Below are 17,068 nucleotides of genomic sequence, written 5' to 3' on the forward strand. Positions count from 1 at the left end.
CATGATGACGGGGAGATGAACCGCAAATCTCGTCCGTTTATCGGAGCGATGCCGTTGAATTAAACGGCATACAAGATGTGCATTAAGTAATGACCCGTTTGATTATAAACAGTTTTATTTATTCTGCTGCCCTACTAATGATTCCACTTGAGAAAATTATTGTTTTAAATAAAGTGCCGCTGTTTGCTATGTTGAAAACAGAAGATTTGCACATGATCTCAACCATCGCCACAGAAGAAGCGTATGAGGGGGGGCATGTGCTTTTTTATGAAGGAGATATTGGCGATAAATTATTTATTATTGTCTCTGGGGCGGTGACTATTTTAAAAAATAAAGATGGCGTTGAAGTTCCATTAATTACGTTAAAAGAAAATGAAATTTTAGGGGAATTGGCTTTATTTGATGCAGAGACTCGCACGGCAACAGCCCGTTGCACTGGCCCTTGCACTTTCCTAGTCATTGAGCGCAACGATATTGAGCAATTAGCACATGAATATCCCGCAATTGCATTTGGCTTTATTAAAGCGTTAATGAGTCGTATGCGTGGCATGATTAATAACAAGAAATGAGGCATATTGAATGGTTCGTTTTCTCAGTAATTTGTTATCTATTAAAACAAATGAATGGGATGGAGTCCTGTATTTTTTTCTGATTTCATTAATATTTTCATTTGGTGCAAGTTTTGCGCGCAGCATTGGCATGGCGTTGTTAATTGAACGCTTAGGTGGTAGTCATTTGCCTTATATTTTTATTTTAATTGATTTAGCCGTGATGATTGGCTCGATTATTTATGCCCATTATACCAAGCGATTTACTGGCGCAGCGATTTTAAGTTTTTTCTTTATTTCGACGGCTGTTTTCGCGCTCATTATGCAAACAGTTTTCTTATTTAGAGCAAATGTGGGTGAAGAAGTATCTTCCAACTATTTAGATTGGGTTTATGGTATATTTTTTGTTGGATTCTCATTTTTTTATATTCTTATTTCTATTCATTTTGGTTCTGTGGTGGCTTCTTATTTTAACGCGGTGCAAGTTAAGCGCGTTACGCCGTTGATTAATGCGGGTTTGCCTATTGGAGGGATTTTGGGCGGGGGCGCATTAATGTTGTTATTAAATCAAGTTGAGCCACAGCATTTAATCTTAGTGATTAGCGTGGCTTGTTTGGGTGCATTTTATTTATTAAAATCAGTGAGTCGTAATTTAAGTCCTGTTCGTGCCAGCATTTCAGTGACCCGCAATTCTCACCAATCTCCTTTAGATGAATTGATAGCGGCTTTTAAATATATTATTCGTTCTCATCTTATGATTTTTATGGCATTGGGATTTTTCTTTTTTGTCATTGCCAATAAGTTGTTGGAATATCAATATCAAGCCATTATTTATCCTCAAATTTATCCTGATTCTACTGAACGCGCTCAATTTTTTGCCCGCTATGAAATGGTGGCTAATTTTGTTTGGTTATTAATTCAAGTATTATTAACCTCGCGCTTAATGACCACATTTGGTGTGGGGGGCAGCAATTTGCTGTATCCTGTTTTATCGGGGCTTGCGGGAGTGGCGTTGGTTTCTTACTTTTATTTAACTTCAACGGGAGAGTTAGTTTCTAGTGAATCGGTGATGTTATTATTGGCGATTATTACGCAATTTATTAATCAAGAAATGCGCTTGGCTTTGCGAACGCCTGCGAACAATTTATTATTCAATGCCATTCCGCCGAATCAATGGGGAAGTAATAAGGCATTTTTAAATGGAATTGTGTTTCCATTTTCTACTTTTGTGGCCAGTACTTTCTTGATTTGGATCACGGGAACAACGGCTCAATCTGATTTTCTTTTCTTTTCTTTTATTATCACTAAAGAATCATTAAGTTATGCTTTGCCTTTTATTGCAGTTATTGCTTCAATATTAGGCGTTATTGTGGCGATTCCGCAATGGGGAGCTTATAACAATGGCGTATTTGGTCTATTAACGCGAGATTTATTTGATCGGCGTGCCAGCAATCATTTAAGCAGCGGCAATAAAAGTAATTCTTTACGGCAAATGATAGAGGAAAAATTGCGCAGCCAAGACCCTCATCATGTGATTGCCGCTTTAGAAACCATACGGGTGACACATTTAAATTATTTCACCACACAAATTGGTAATTTATTATTAAAAACTAAAGACACACAAGTTAAAGAACGTTGCATCAATACGCTGGCCGAATTGCCACAAAATAATACCATTGTGACCTATTTAATTGAAGCGTCGAGAATGGATCAAGACCCTGCGATTTTAAAATTAATTTTACGCAATTTATCGCAGTTTAAAACAGTGAATTTGAACAGTTTATTTGAGAAAATGCTGGATCATCGTTCACCAGAAGTTTTTGTTCAGGCCTGCTTGTGTTTATATCACCATCCGCTTTATTCGGATAAAAAATATGTAGAAACCTTATTGGTGAATCGCTTAAAAGGTGAAAATTTATCTCAGAATTTACCTCTATACCTTTATGCCTTAGGTCAATTAAAACAAGCCAATTATAGTGAATATGTATTAGCACATATTCAATCGGATGATCCTGATATTAGTTTATCGGCATTTATGGCTTATATTAATATGCTAGAAGGACAATTTGAACCGCATAAAAAATTATTGGTTGATTCTTTAAATTCTCCGCTTAAAGAAGTGAAAGTCGCCGCATTGCAGGCGTTAAAAGAATGCCAACCTTTGGAGAATTGGACTCCCGTTATTCGCCTATTGGGAGCAAAAGATCGGATTTTGGTTAATGAAAGTAAGGAATTGTTGCGTTTAAGTTTAAGTCATTGCAAATCGGCATTAATGATTCGCGTTTTTTCTGAGAGTGTGTCCACACAAGAGCGTTTTGAAATTCTGTCATTGATTTACGCCCGAATGTCAGATCAACAACGGCAACGCTTACGCAAAGGTGCGGATGATTCTTTAAAAAAATTCGTACAAGTCAATGCCTTGCTGCGTTTACATGAAAGTGTGGAACGTAAAACTAAAGTGCATGATCTGGTGTCAAAAATTCTGCATGAAATTTTGGAAACGCATTTGCTGCACATTTTGACGATCATCACCTACGCTTCAGAACAGAGTTTAGATTTTTTTCAGCGGGTCAGCCGCGGTCTGTTGTCCAACAATAAAGCCAATCAAGGCAATGCCTTAGAAGTGTTAAGTAACGCAGGGGAAAAATTTTTGGTGGGGCGTTTATTGAAATATTACGAAGAACGTCCTGCCGATGTGGCGGCTTTAGAGCGGTTACATTTTGTTTTATTCAGCGAACCGCTCAATATTAACGAAGGAAATTATGAATCTCACTTATTGGGTTTAGATCATGATTTGCTGCGGGCTTGTTTACATTATGTGCAACAAGAACGCACGGGGTTTTCCACCATGGAGCGTAGCACTAGCAGGCGTGTACGAGAATACCTTTCTGAAGCGAAAACCGCCAAGCCCTTTCGTCGCTCCCTGCGCGCCAATTACCGCGCAGGTTTCGCATAATACATTAACTGCGGCGACATTGTCCCGTGAGCGCGTGGCGAATTTCACTGGGACGGTCGCGCCCGCCCAAAGCTCCGTTAAGAATGTAACCCAGTTCATTGCCAAAATAGGCGCGCACTCGTCTGGCGTTTTTTGCGGGCTGCGCTTGACTGGGATTGGCACTGGTGGAAACAATCGGCTTGCCAAATTGCCGCGCCAAAGCCGCACTCAATGGGTGAGCCGTTACACGAACCGCTAAATCACTCGAATCGCCGCGCAAATAGCGACTCACCCCCGCCGCCGCAGGCAATAACCATGTCACAGGCCCCGGCCATGTGGCAAAAATGGTTTTTTGTAATTCGTCAGAGAGCGGTTGGACGTAAGGAGTTAACTGCGCAAAATCCGCCGCCAATAAAATCAATCCCTTCTGCCACGGCCGCCGTTTTAAGCGCAAAATCTCCCGCAGCGCATCTTCATCATCTGGATCACAACCAAGCCCATAAATGGCTTCGGTAGGATAAGCGATAACCTGCCCTTTTTGTAAACAATCCACTGCTTTTTGTAATAATAACGGCTGAATCATGGTTTATTTATCCTTTTTATCAAAAATTATAAATGCTCATAAATTTTTAATCCTGTCATTTCTTTCCCTTGAATGTATTTAATGAATACAAAAAATATTTTTTAGGCGCAAAAAAGCTGATATGACATTGATGTGACAACTAAAATACCGTTTTTCGCCTGATTAGTATTCCTAATTTTACTCCATATAATCATAGAGTTATACCAAAAAATCGCCGCATTATCCAATGGCTAGATACCAATGGCTATCAGGTATAAACTAGAGAGTCTGGGGTAGCGGACACGTCCAACATGACCCATTCACTGCCACCCTTCTTTATTAAAAGAATTGTAAACAATAAAGCACATCATGACCATAACTCATACTGTTTCTCATCGGAGGTCAAATCTGGTGACTACCCATCTGTGGAATCAATGTTTAAGGACGCTTGAACACGAGCTGGCAGGTGTCGATTTCAACACATGGATTCGTCCCTTGCAAGCCGTAGAAGCCAACGACAGCTTATGCCTGCTTGCCCCCAATCAATTCGTATTAAATTGGGTACGCGATCATTATTATCAAAAAATTAACGGCATGTTACAACATCTGCGCCCTGAACAAGCCCCGTCGCTTATTCTACAAATTGGCAGCCGCCGCAGCCCCACCGCCGCGTCCCGTCCTAATACGCCTCGCTCTTCATTAGGACAAGCGGCCGAACGGCTCATGCAGAGCGTTAAACCGTCCGTAACGGCTGAGATTCCTGCCAGTGCGCCTTTGGCGGCGGGCTTGAATCCACAACTCACCTTTGCCCATTTTATTGCGGGAGAATCCAATCAATTGGCACGCTCCGCCGCTTACCAATTGGCAGATTCGCATCCGCCGGCTTACCGTTTACTTTACATTTACGGCGGCGTTGGCTTGGGAAAAACCCATCTATTACACGCCATCGGTAATCATCTCGCCCAAAAAGAACCCAATAGCCGAATTAGCTATGTTCATGCTGAACGTTTTGTGGGCGAATTAATTAAGGCTTTACGCGAAAAAAATGTGGCCGCTTTTAAACAGCATTATCGTTCATTAGATACCCTACTCATTGACGATATTCAATTTTTTGCACATAAACAACAATCGCAAGAAGAATTATTGCATACATTTAATCATTTGTTTGAAATGGGAAAACGGATTGTTTTGGTTGGAGATCGGCCGCCGCAACAATTAGAGGGAATAGAAGCGCGTTTAACCTCTCGTTTTGGTTGTGGTTTAGCAGTGGGCATTGATGCGCCGGACTATGCCACTCGCGTGGCCATTCTCAAAACCAAAGCCCAAGCACAAGGCATGACTTTTAACGAAGAAGTGTGTCATTTTATTGCCCACCACATTCCCAATAGTGTGCGAGAATTAGAAGGGGCTTTACATCGTGTGATTGCCATTGCGCGCTTTACCGCACAACCCATTACGCTGGCTAATACCCAACAAGCCTTACAAGACATGTTAGGTTTAGAAAAGCCTGCATTAACGTTGGAATTCATTCAACATCGCGTGGCTGATTATTTTAAAATTAGCGTGGCTGATTTATGCTCACGTCGTCGGCATCGACATTTAACACGCCCGCGGCAATTAGCAATGATGTTAATTAAAGAATTAACACGATGCAGTTATCCAGAAATTGGTGTGGCATTTAGTGGGCGCGATCATTCTACCGTCATTCACAATTGCAAAACCTTTAAAAAATTGCAAAGTGAAGATGTCGCGTTACGTCGTGCTTATGAGGAATTGCGGCAATTATTACTGGAATAAATTCACGTTAAATTCGCAAAATAACAGTGAGTGATTGTGTGGATTTTGGCGGGGAATGTGAAGCGGCGAGAGGCAACCCGCCCCAAGGAAATAAGCAATATACTCAACCCCTCTCACTTCGGAGAGGGGAATAATGAGGGGAAACGACTGTTTTTCTAACGTAAACTGGCCAGTAACTGATTGGCTTGAGGAATACACCCACGTCCTACCATCCACACCACTTTATGAGATTGGGTGGGTAGGCTCTCTGGAAGTTGGTACAACACTAACTTTTTAAAATTAGAACTGCCGCGCCGCGTGGTGAGTTCAACCGTGTAAGTTTCCCCATAAACAACAGGTAATTGATTCGGCCAAGCCAGCGTAGCCTGATTGGCTGGCCACATGACCGAGGTTTCGTTACCAGTTTCCTTGTGCTTAATGGCTAAGGTGCTGGCACTTTGATCCGCTTGGGGTCGCCACAGCGTCACATGATCCGCGACACAATAATGACGCTTATTCGTGCTAATATCCACCCATAAAATATCGTCTGGCACCTGTTCACGCGCCCGATGTGTTAAACTAGATTCGCTGAGTAGATGACTTAATCCGGCGATCAATTGTGGATCATCGTTCAAAGTCACGGGATTGGATATTGTTCCCTGCCACGGCGCACGCACAGTATTCACACCACCATTGGCAAAAATAACCGTAATTTCTGCGTCTTTATGTAGAGTCAGCACGGTGGTTGCCGGTAGAATGGCACCGGTCGCCAGCGGATGTGCTGCGTCGTTGGCGTGGATAATGATCATATCGCTCGCAGACACGTAACCCGTCGTTACCAGTAACCATGCGGCGAGCAACCATTTTTTAATCGTCATGATAAATGCTCCTGTTTCCGTTGAAATGGGATAAGTTTACGCTAATGAATGCTTGAATCGTGTGTTTTATTCAAGGTTTTTTCTAGTCGATTGCTTTAATTCTAGCAAAAGTTCGCTGTTTGATGTCATTTAACCCGTCTTTTTACTCACTTTTCGACTTTTGACTAATGGGTCTAAAACGCTTATGTCCAGTCTGCTGCCCACGTTGACGATTGACACAAAAAAACGTTTACCGTCTTTTTCCCAATTGCTGTGTTTATTTATGCAGCGTCATCAAGTGAGTGTTGATGAGCTTGCTTTGCGTCTTTCGGTGCATCGCAGCACTGTCCAACGTTGGATGAATGGAGAAGTTCGTCGTCCGCGCCAACGAGGGGATGTGCTGCGTTGTGCGACTTATTTAAGTTTAGCTCCTCAAGAACAAGAAGCCTTATTGATGGCTGCTGGTTTTACTGCTTCACCTCGTTTATCGTCCCCGATAGCTGCTATGCCAACTCCCATACCGCCTCGTTTGTCGATTCATCTTGGGCAAATGTGTCCGAGTCCTTTTGTGATTGGGCCGCCGATCACTGAGCCGCGTCAATTTTTTGGCCGCGATTACTTATTGCATCGTATTTTTGATGTGTGGAAATATTTACCCTTACAACACATTGCCATTGTCGGCGCAAAACGCAGTGGCAAAACGTCGTTATTGCATTATTTACGTCGTATTATAGATACACCGCCATCTGATTTGCGTCCGGGACAGCGTAATGATTGGTTAATGCCGGGTTATCAATGGGTATTTGTTGATTTTCAAGACCCGCGTATGTGTCACCAAGAAAGTCTGTTGCGACATATTTTGATCGAATTAAATTTGCCCGTGCCAGAACCCTGTCAATTGGTAGATTTTATGGAGATTATGCAGCAGTATTTAGAAATTCCTACTTTAATTTTATTAGACGAGATTAGTGCAGGCTTATTAGCCACGGATTTAAATGAGCAGTTTTGGTGGGCATTGCGTACTTTAGGCAGCCATTATGCCAATGGTAAATTGGGATTTGTTTTAACCACGCATCGGCCACCCGAAGAATTAATATTAGATGATGGTAAACCGTCGCCTTTTTTTAATATTTTTGGTCACGTGTTGTCGTTGGGGCCGTTATTAGAAAAAGAGGCGCGGGATTTAATGGCCAGTTCTCCGTTGCCGTTTCCCGCAGAAGATGTGGAGTGGATTCTCACTCAAAGCGGCTGTTGGCCTGCTTTAATACAAATTTTAAGTCATGCGCGTCTGGTTTCCCTGCAAGAAAAGCATGAGGGAGATCGTTGGAAAAAAGAAGGATTACGCCGAATGCAGCCATACCAGTATTTACTTCATCAGGAGTTATTGTTAGACGAGTGAGGCGGGCGTAAATTTAAAACTTTACCTGATGCTTATTTTCAGCTACTATTTGTGCATCGCACAAAATGCAGAATAACCCTTTGGTCTATCTCACAGGAGCTGATCTATGGCGAATACACAGCCACTTGTCCCTGAACTCGTTGATCCGCAAGTCTTATTGACGACATTACAGGATATTTTTCAAACCAGTCACCGAGTTGCCCAACATCTGTTAAGCCAACAAGCTGAGAAAATGGATCGCTTGACCGTGGAAACAGACCCGTTAAACGTTCAAGAAGCCTTTGTGCAGTTGAATCAAAAGTTATTGGCTAATCCCTCCCAGTTATTACAAGCGGGTTTGGTGTGGTGGGAAGAGTATTTTAAATTATGGGAGAATATCTGGCAGCGCACGCTGCAACAAGATGTTGCGCCTTTGTTTAAGCCCGCAAAATCAGACCGTCGTTTTAGTCACGAAGCGTGGGATAATGTGCCGTTGTTTGATTTTATCAAGCAATTTTATTTAATGAATACTTTATGGATACAAGAAATTGTGTCCAGTGTTGAATTTGAAGAACAGCACGCAAAAAATGCGAAGAAAGTCGAATTTTACACGCGCCAGTTATTAGACGCACTCGCTCCCAGTAATTTTGTGGCCACCAATCCCGAAGTGTTATATGTCACGATTAAAAGTGGCGGGGCAAACTTATTAAGCGGCTTAAAAAACTTTTTAGCCGATTTGGAACGCGGTCAAGGTCAATTGAATATTAAGATGACCGATTTAGCAGCGTTTCAACCCGGTAAAAATATTGCGGTCACTGCGGGTAAAGTGATTTATCAAAACGAATTGATGCAGTTAATTCAATACACGCCCACGACAGAAACGGTGCATCAACGTCCGTTATTAATCGTGCCACCTTGGATTAATAAATATTATATTCTGGATTTACGCGAAAATAATTCGTTTATTAAATGGGCGGTGGATCAAGGTCACACGGTGTTTGTGATTTCTTGGGTGAATCCAGATGAGCGTTTAAGCGATAAAGGTTTTGAGAATTACCTGTTAGAAGGGCCAATGGCGGCATTAGATGCCATTGAATGGGCGACAGGGATTAAAGAAGTGAATGCGGTGGGTTATTGCTTAGGTGGAACGCTATTGGCGACGACTTTAGCTTACATGGCTGCCAAGCAGGATCAACGCATTGTCAGTGCGACTTTTTTCACGACTTTATTAGATTTTACCCATTCGGGTGAGTTAGATATTTTCATCGATGATGAACAATTATCTGCCTTAGAAGCCACCATGAATGAGAAAGGCTATTTAGACGGCAGTAAAATGGCCACGACTTTTACCTTATTGCGTGCGAATGATTTAATTTGGTCGTTCCACGTGAATAATTATTTAATGGGTAAAGAAGCCAGTGCGTTTGATTTACTCTACTGGAATTCGGACGCAACCCGAATGCCCGCGAAAATGCACAGTTTTTATTTGCGTAACATGTATCAAAAGAACTTGTTAAAGCAACCCAATGGCATTACTTTAAATGGTGTCGGGATTGATTTAAGCAAAGTGAAAACGCCTGCTTATTTCGTTTCAACCCAAGAAGATCATATTGCGCCATGGGAAGGGACTTATCAAGGGACGCAATTGTTTGATGGTCCTGTTAAATTTGTGTTAGGTGGTTCTGGGCATATTGCGGGGATTATTAATCCACCGAATAAGAATAAATATTTTTATTTAACCAATCCCAAAACCAAATCCACTAAAAACCCAGAAACATGGTTAAAAAGTGCTAAGAAGCAAGAAGGCTCTTGGTGGCCAGATTGGGCGGAATGGGTACGCGAATATGCCGGCGAATCCGTGCCAGCTCGTCAACCCGGCAGTGCGCAATTACCGCCGCTAGAAGATGCACCGGGCAGTTATGTGCAAGTGCGCGTGATTCCTAGCTAATTTTATGTTATTCTAAGCGGATAAAGCGACAGAACAGGAATTGTTTAGCCCTTATCCGCTTACAGATTCAGTTAAACCGATTTCAGGATATACCCTTATAATTTTGGGCAAGACAAGGATGTCGTCTTTCTCTTAGTTTTCATTGTCACTTTAAAAAAGTTTTATGCGCTATGAGGCGTTTTTGTCTTTCTGCACTTCTTTTGTTTTTTTATAAAATTACTTTTATTGTAAATTTTAATCCAGAAACCCCAACAGACGGATTTTAAAAAAATGTCTATCCCGTCTTTTTCTAATTCAAAATTACTGCATTTTACCTTATTTATTGCATTAACGGCTCAATCTTCTTTAGCTGCGGCGACTGCTTGGGAAAATTGGTTTCTTAATCGAGATCAGCAAGCAGATCGGGCTTTTAAACAAGGAGATTATGAGCAAGCCAGTGAACTCTTTACGCAACCTTACCAAAAGGCAACTGCTCTGTATCGCGCGGGTAAATACAAAGAAGCCGCTGAAATCTTCTCGCAAATTGACGACCCAGAACAACGTCTAAATGCTCAATATAATCTCGCTAATGCCGAATTTAAACAAAACGAATTCGCTAAAGCCATTGCGCATTATGAATCTGTTTTAACTCAAGACCCTCATCACAGCAAAGCTCAACATAATTTAGAATTAGCCAAAGCCAAATTAAAAGAACAAGAACAAAAAGCCGCTCATTCAGATTCTGACTCAGATGAAAATAAGAAAAATGAGGAGAATAGCGACAGCGGAGACAATTCCGATAAGAATAATCAAAACGGCCAAAATGATCCCAATCAAACGCAAGCGGGTGATTCGCCGAAAAATCAACAGGCTAAAGATTCCAACGAGCCATCTTCATCGGCTGAATCTTCCGAAAACGGCCAAAACTCGCCTGATCCTACCGCCATGCCGCAGCCTGAGTCTTCTCCATCCGAAGCGAATAAAAACGGTCAGCAAGCCTTACAAGAACAATTAGAACAAGCCCTAGCCGAAGCCCAACAACAAGCACAAGATAACCAGCCATCCACTCAAACCAGTGAAGAAAAACAGAACGTTTCCCCTTCTGCGTCTGAGTCTGCTGGAGAAAATGGTCAAATCACCCAAACAGAAGCCATTCCCACCGGCGAAACAACAGACACCACAAAAACCACTGCAAATTTACCCCAAGAACAAGATTTAATGGCTGATGCGTTGTTGAATCAATTACTTGATGATCCCGGTGTTTTGTTACAGCAACAATTCCAATTAGACGCTTATCACAGTCAAGAAATGCCCTCCGGGCAGCCGTGGTGAGGGGTTAATTTACAAATCCTATTTGTTGGCTCATTATCCACTGTTAGATAACAACACAATTTGCATGAGAAATAACACCATGAACGTGCAACAAATCATTAATAATCCGAATAAAGCAGTCGCTGTTAATGTCCATTGGCTGCGTCCTGAAGAAGGCGGACGGCGTGCCTTACCTAACGGTGGCCGTTACATGGCAGTGACTTACCTAGATCAGCCTCCTAATGCAGACAGTATTGCATGGACAGTGGTATTGGATTTTACTGAATATCCAGCCCAGCAAGGTTACGATTGCCACGCAGAAGCCCATTTTTTGTCGCCAAATGCACCTTTTGAACAATTATTAAAACTGCGTCCCATTGATTTATATGAAGGACATAAAAAAGTTGCGTGGATTCGTTGATAATAAGATAATTAGATGCGCCTCGATCCAGTTCTCTGGTATATGAGGAAAAAATATGAAATTTTTTCGTGCCATTTCTGTGGCTGAAGCAGAACAAATTGCTTTGACTAAAAAACTAGCTATCGCGCCTTGTTCTGTTGAAGGAAAATATTTTACAGATACCTTTGAAAATGCAAAAAAAATGGGGATATTTGCTTAGACAAATTGAGCTATTTCCAGATGAATGCTTTTTTATTATAGAGGTTTCGACAGACTCCAGTGACATTATGCAAAAAATATCAGATCACTTAGACGGTATAGGGACTGCGTTTTTTTGCGAAGACGAAAAACTGAGTTTGATAACGATTGATTCCGTCAAGAAAATAGATTATTGATTCCGCTGATGCAAGATACTTTAATCCTTTAAATCTTTAGCAAATCAGAAACTGCTTGAGGCGCACTTAAACGTAACAATCAGTAATATAATTTGCACAAATTGCCTCCTACCTGAATAAAACACTCCAAAACCAAACACACCAGAGACCCCAACTATGCACCCAAGTATTTTTGGCAAAGTTGCCGTTTTAATGGGCGGAAACTCGGCTGAACGAGATGTTTCCTTGCGTTCGGGACAAGCCGTGTTAGCCGCATTGCTACGACAAGGCGTTGAAGCGGTTGGGATTGACACCGCACACGCTTTTTTACCCCAATTGATGGACACTCGTTTTGACAGAGCATTCATCGCGCTGCACGGACGCGGAGGCGAAGATGGCACCATTCAAGGCTTATTAGAACACCTTAACTTACCTTATACCGGCAGTGGCGTATTGGGATCGGCACTGGGTATGGATAAACTGCGCTGCAAATGGCTCTGGCGTAGCGTGGGACTGCCCACACCCGACTTTATGGTGTTAAACGAAAATAGCGATTGGACAAGCGTTGTCTCACAATTAGGTTTGCCTCTCATGGTAAAACCTGTGTTAGAAGGCTCTAGCGTGGGCATTAGCAAAGTCAATACCTTAGAAGAATTACAACCCGCCTACCAGCGCGCCGCACAGTATCAATCCCCCGTGATTGCCGAATGTTTCATTACAGGAACTGAATACACCGCAGGCATCTTAGGCACAGACCCCCTGCCCTTAATCCGCTTAGAAACCCCACGCACTTTTTACGATTACGAAGCCAAATACAGCGAAAACACCCAAACCCATTACCATTGCCCTTGCGGAATCGCTCCCGAATTAGAAAAACAATGGCAACAATTAGTTTTGCAGGCTTTTGACACGGTGGGCGCGTCGGGTTGGGGACGAATTGACCTGATTTGCGACGCACAACAGCAACCTTGGTTATTAGAAATCAACACCTCGCCCGGCATGACCAATCGTAGCCTAATTCCCATGGCCGCAAGAGAGGCAGGATTAAGCTTTGACGAGTTAGTTTTACGGATTTTAAGTGACACACTACCCAATCCCTCATCAACATGAGTCTGAAAATCAGTCCTTCTTCCCTCCCTCAAGGGAAGAAAAACGCCCGCCAATCAATAAATTCCAAAACAAAGTCAATAAATCACTTAAAAAAGTCGCTGATTCTTGGCATACTACTCGTTATTTTGGGCGTATTGGGTGGGGGACTGATTCATCTCATTACCATTCAGCGAATTCAAATCGAAGGCAATAGGCAAACGTCACCAGACACTTTACAATCCATTCTTTCTGACGCGCTTGATCACAGTGAGCGATTTCCCAACCTTAGCACAATAAAAACGGCATTATTAGCCTTACCGTGGGTGGCTGAAGTAGAAATATCGCGCCGTTGGCCGGACATCTTGTGGATTCGTATAACAGAACATCAAGCGGTGGCGCGCTGGGAGTCTGCTGAAGGGTTAATGCTGCTTTCTGCGACCGCACTCCCCATTATCCCAATACACACATTGACACAAGATATGGCACAATTGCCGCTTCTTATTGGGCAAGACCCCGTTGATTTGCTGCAACGCTACCAACGCGCACAAAACGAATTACAGCACAAGGGCTTGTCGGCGCGACAATTGCGTTGTGACCCAACCTGTCGCTTAACTTTAGCGGATGGTTTGATTCTCGTATTAGGACGTGAACAACATGATCAGACTTTACAACGTTTTCTCCGTGTTTACCGCCACCTTGTGGATGGACAAGATCGGCCACCAATTCAACAGATTGATCTGCGCTATGCTCATGGTTTCGCGGTGCAGCGGGCAGAGTGAGGGTTATTATGGCCAAAGATAAAAATTTGATTGTGGGTTTGGACATTGGCACGTCCAAAGTCGTTGCTATCGTAGGCGAGGTGGCACCCGACAGTAATGATGTCGAAATTATCGGCATCGGCCAACATCCTTCGCGGGGGTTAAAAAAAGGCGTGGTGGTGAATATTGAATCCACAGTGCATTCCATTCAACGTGCCGTTGAAGAAGCGGAGTTAATGTCAGGCTGTGAGATTCATTCCGTTTACACGGGCATTGCCGGCAGTCACATTCGCAGCATGAATTCGCATGGTATTGTGGCGATTCGAGATAAAGAAGTCACACAAGATGATTTAGATCGCGTATTAGATGCAGCGCGTGCGGTAGCGATTCCTGCCGATCAGAAAATTTTGCATATTTTGCCGCAAGAATATGTGATTGATAATCAAGAAGGTATTCGTGAACCCATTGGTATGTCGGGAGTGCGTTTGGAAGCCAAAGTGCATTTAGTCACGGGGGCGGTGAGTGCGGCGCAAAATATTATCAAATGTGTACGGTTATGTGGTTTAGAGGTCGATGATATTATTTTGGAACAATTGGCTTCCAGTGAAGCGGCTTTGACCCAAGATGAGAAAGAATTAGGCGTGTGTTTGGTCGATATTGGTGGCGGTACGACAGATATTGCCATTTTTACTGAGGGAGCTATTCGTTATACCGCAGTGATTCCGATAGCGGGCGACCAAGTCACCAACGACATCGCCGTAGCCATGCGTACACCCACACAATATGCTGAAGATATTAAGATTAAATACGCCTGTGCTTTGCCGCATTTGGCCAGTCCTGAAGAAATGATCGAAGTGCCAAGCGTGGGCGCACGGCCACCGCGTTATTTATCGCGCCAAACGCTGGCTGATGTGGTAGAACCGCGTTATGAAGAGTTATTGGGTCTGGTGCAAGCGGTGCTGCGTCGCAGTGGTTATGAAGATTTAATCGCGGCGGGTGTGGTTTTAACGGGAGGCAGTTCTAAAATGGATGGCGTGTTGGAATTGGCGGAGAAAGTGTTTAATGTGCCGGTGCGTTTAGGTTATCCCAAATATGTCACGGGATTGGTGGACGTGGTGCGTAATCCAATTCATGCGACGGGCGTGGGTTTGCTGTTATTCGGACATCGCCACCGTCATGAGCGGGTCAGTGAAATGAACATGGCGGGCGGCGGTTTAAAATCGATTTTTGGACGGATGAGCAATTGGTTTCGTGGGAATTTCTAAACCGATTCAATCTGTTAATAGAAACAGAATCATTGATGCGCTGGCCACGATGGCAGCGCATCGTTGGTTTTAACCCGTCCATTTTTATGCCAAACTATCTAAAACAAGTCACAAGTAGAAAGCCATGAAATCAAAATATGTTAATCCCTTTACTGATTTTGGATTTAAGAAATTATTTGGTGAAGAAGCGAATAAACATTTACTAATTGATTTTCTCAATCAATTGCTGCCACCACAGCATCAAATTCATGATTTATTTTATAAGAAAACAGAACAATTAGGTTCTCGTGAATTGGATCGCAAGGCGATTTTTGATTTATATTGTGAAAGCCAAGAGGGTCATAAATTTATTGTTGAATTGCAAAAAGCCAAGCAAAACTTTTTTAAAGATCGGAGTGTTTTCTACGCGACTTTTCCGATTCGAGAACAAGCGGAACGTGGTGAATGGAATTATCAATTACAGCCTGTTTATTGCATTGCTTTATTGGATTTTGTATTTGAAGAAACCTATTCTGAGCGTTATTTACAACAAGTTCAATTGAGAAATGAAGTGTGTGAGGTATTTTATGATAAATTAACGTTTATTTTCATTGAAATGCCGCGATTTAAAAAGAAACTGGATGAATTAAATAGCCATTTTGACAAATGGTTATATTTTATTAAGCATTTAGAAAATTTTGATGATATTCCTCAGAATTTAAGAGAAAGTATTTTTGAGCAAGCGTTTGCAGTGGCAGAAATTGCTTGTTTTAATTCCCAACAACTCGAAGAATATGAAAACTCACTTAAATACTATCGTGATTTAAAAAATGTCATTGATACCGCCGCTTCAGAAGCAGAAGAACGCGGTATTGGAATTGGAGTTGAAATCGGAAAAGAACAAGAAAAACACCAGCGGATTCAAATCGCATTACAACAAGGCGTTTTAACGCCATCACAAATTGCATCTTTATTTGATGTGGATGAACAATTGGTTTTGTCGTTAAAACAAGACATTTAACATTAGGCGTTAAATATTATGAAATCAAAATATGTTAATCCCTTTACTGATTTTGGATTTAAGAAATTATTTGGTGAAGAAGCGAATAAACATTTACTAATTGATTTTCTCAATCAATTGCTGCCACCACAGCATCAAATTCATGATTTATTTTATAAGAAAACAGAACAATTAGGTTCTCGTGAATTGGATCGCAAGGCGATTTTTGATTTATATTGTGAAAGCCAAGAGGGTCATAAATTTATTGTTGAATTGCAAAAAGCCAAGCAAAACTTTTTTAAAGATCGGAGTGTTTTCTACGCGACTTTTCCGATTCGAGAACAAGCGGAACGTGGTGAATGGAATTATCAATTACAGCCTGTTTATTGCATTGCTTTATTGGATTTTGTATTTGAAGAAACCTATTCTGAGTGTTATTTACAACATGTTCAATTACGAAATGAAGTGTGTGAGGTATTTTATGATAAATTAACGTTTATTTTCATTGAAATGCCGCGATTTAAAAAGAAACTGGATGAATTAAACAGCCATTTTGATAAATGGTTATATTTTATTAAGCATTTAGAAAATTTTGATGACATTCCTCAGGATTTAAGAGAAAGTATTTTTGAGCAAGCGTTTGCAGTGGCAGAAATTGCTTGTTTTAATTCCCAGCAACTCGAAGAATATGAAAACTCTCTTAAATACTATCGTGATTTAAAAAATGTCATTGATACCGCCGCTTTAGAAGCAGAAGAACGTGGTATCGAAATCGGAAAAGAACAAGAAAAACACCAACGGATTCAAATCGCATTGCAACAAGGCGTTTTAACGCCATCACAAATTGCATCTTTATTTGATGTGGATGAACAATTGGTTTTGTCGTTAAAACAAGACATTTAAGATTAG

At 41.8% G+C, this 17,068-nt stretch carries 15 protein-coding genes; 13 read left to right on the forward strand and 2 right to left on the reverse strand.

Going from position 1 to position 17,068, the window contains the following annotated elements:
• The first annotated feature begins 89 nt into the window (after positions 1-89).
• A complete protein-coding gene (locus TPSD3_RS11705) occupies positions 90-569 on the forward strand; it encodes a cyclic nucleotide-binding domain-containing protein (RefSeq protein ID WP_086488719.1) in 480 nt (159 codons plus the stop codon).
• Between the two features lie 10 nt (positions 570-579).
• On the forward strand, positions 580-3,504 hold the full coding sequence (locus TPSD3_RS11710) for an NTP/NDP exchange transporter (protein WP_086488720.1): 2,925 nt from the start codon (positions 580-582) through the stop codon (positions 3,502-3,504).
• A gap of 4 nt (positions 3,505-3,508) precedes the next feature.
• Here TPSD3_RS11710 and tsaC read toward each other — a convergent pair whose 3' ends face one another.
• Complete coding sequence (gene tsaC / locus TPSD3_RS11715; RefSeq protein WP_086488721.1) at positions 3,509-4,066, reverse strand: L-threonylcarbamoyladenylate synthase type 1 TsaC; 558 nt, start codon at positions 4,064-4,066, stop codon at positions 3,509-3,511.
• A 390-nt stretch (positions 4,067-4,456) separates the two neighbouring features.
• On the opposite strand from tsaC, the gene dnaA reads away from it, so the two are divergent.
• On the forward strand, positions 4,457-5,842 hold the full coding sequence (gene dnaA, locus TPSD3_RS11720; protein WP_086488722.1) for a chromosomal replication initiator protein DnaA: 1,386 nt from the start codon (positions 4,457-4,459) through the stop codon (positions 5,840-5,842).
• A gap of 155 nt (positions 5,843-5,997) precedes the next feature.
• On the opposite strand, the gene TPSD3_RS11725 is transcribed toward dnaA, so the two are convergent.
• Positions 5,998-6,699, reverse strand: a complete 702-nt coding sequence (locus tag TPSD3_RS11725; RefSeq protein ID WP_086488723.1) for a hypothetical protein — start codon at positions 6,697-6,699, stop codon at positions 5,998-6,000.
• A gap of 184 nt (positions 6,700-6,883) precedes the next feature.
• On the opposite strand from TPSD3_RS11725, the gene TPSD3_RS11730 reads away from it, so the two are divergent.
• The 10 genes from TPSD3_RS11730 (at position 6,884) to TPSD3_RS11775 (ending at position 17,062) form a co-directional block, all read left to right on the forward strand.
• The gene (locus TPSD3_RS11730) at positions 6,884-8,077 is read left to right on the forward strand and encodes a helix-turn-helix domain-containing protein (RefSeq protein ID WP_086488724.1); all 1,194 of its coding nucleotides are present in this window, start codon (positions 6,884-6,886) and stop codon (positions 8,075-8,077) included.
• 106 nt (positions 8,078-8,183) lie between these two features.
• Positions 8,184-10,004: a class I poly(R)-hydroxyalkanoic acid synthase gene (phaC, locus tag TPSD3_RS11735; protein ID WP_086488725.1), complete on the forward strand. Its 1,821-nt coding sequence runs from the start codon at positions 8,184-8,186 to the stop codon at positions 10,002-10,004.
• Positions 10,005-10,274: 270 nt separating this feature from the next.
• Positions 10,275-11,315 carry a tetratricopeptide repeat protein gene (locus TPSD3_RS11740; protein WP_086488726.1) on the forward strand — a complete coding sequence of 347 codons (1,041 nt, stop codon included), beginning with the start codon at positions 10,275-10,277 and terminating at the stop codon, positions 11,313-11,315.
• Between the two features lie 79 nt (positions 11,316-11,394).
• Entirely contained in the window at positions 11,395-11,715 is a 321-nt protein-coding gene (locus tag TPSD3_RS11745) for a hypothetical protein (protein WP_086488727.1), read from the forward strand.
• Positions 11,716-11,770: 55 nt separating this feature from the next.
• A complete protein-coding gene (locus TPSD3_RS17590) occupies positions 11,771-11,914 on the forward strand; it encodes a hypothetical protein (protein WP_176329856.1) in 144 nt (47 codons plus the stop codon).
• Positions 11,915-12,245: 331 nt separating this feature from the next.
• Positions 12,246-13,178: a D-alanine--D-alanine ligase gene (locus TPSD3_RS11755; RefSeq protein ID WP_086488729.1), complete on the forward strand. Its 933-nt coding sequence runs from the start codon at positions 12,246-12,248 to the stop codon at positions 13,176-13,178.
• Positions 13,175-13,936 carry a cell division protein FtsQ/DivIB gene (locus TPSD3_RS11760; RefSeq protein ID WP_086488730.1) on the forward strand — a complete coding sequence of 254 codons (762 nt, stop codon included), beginning with the start codon at positions 13,175-13,177 and terminating at the stop codon, positions 13,934-13,936. Before TPSD3_RS11755 ends, TPSD3_RS11760 begins: the two co-directional genes overlap by 4 nt.
• A gap of 8 nt (positions 13,937-13,944) precedes the next feature.
• Entirely contained in the window at positions 13,945-15,180 is a 1,236-nt protein-coding gene (gene ftsA / locus TPSD3_RS11765; RefSeq protein ID WP_086488731.1) for a cell division protein FtsA, read from the forward strand.
• A gap of 124 nt (positions 15,181-15,304) precedes the next feature.
• Positions 15,305-16,180: an Rpn family recombination-promoting nuclease/putative transposase gene (locus tag TPSD3_RS11770; RefSeq protein ID WP_086488732.1), complete on the forward strand. Its 876-nt coding sequence runs from the start codon at positions 15,305-15,307 to the stop codon at positions 16,178-16,180.
• Positions 16,181-16,198: 18 nt separating this feature from the next.
• Positions 16,199-17,062, forward strand: a complete 864-nt coding sequence (locus TPSD3_RS11775) for an Rpn family recombination-promoting nuclease/putative transposase (RefSeq protein ID WP_086488733.1) — start codon at positions 16,199-16,201, stop codon at positions 17,060-17,062.
• The last annotated feature ends 6 nt before the right edge of the window (positions 17,063-17,068 follow it).

Origin of the sequence: Thioflexithrix psekupsensis, assembly GCF_002149925.1 — a bacterium.
In the GTDB taxonomy this organism is placed as follows: Bacteria; Pseudomonadota; Gammaproteobacteria; order Beggiatoales; family Beggiatoaceae; genus Thioflexithrix; species Thioflexithrix psekupsensis.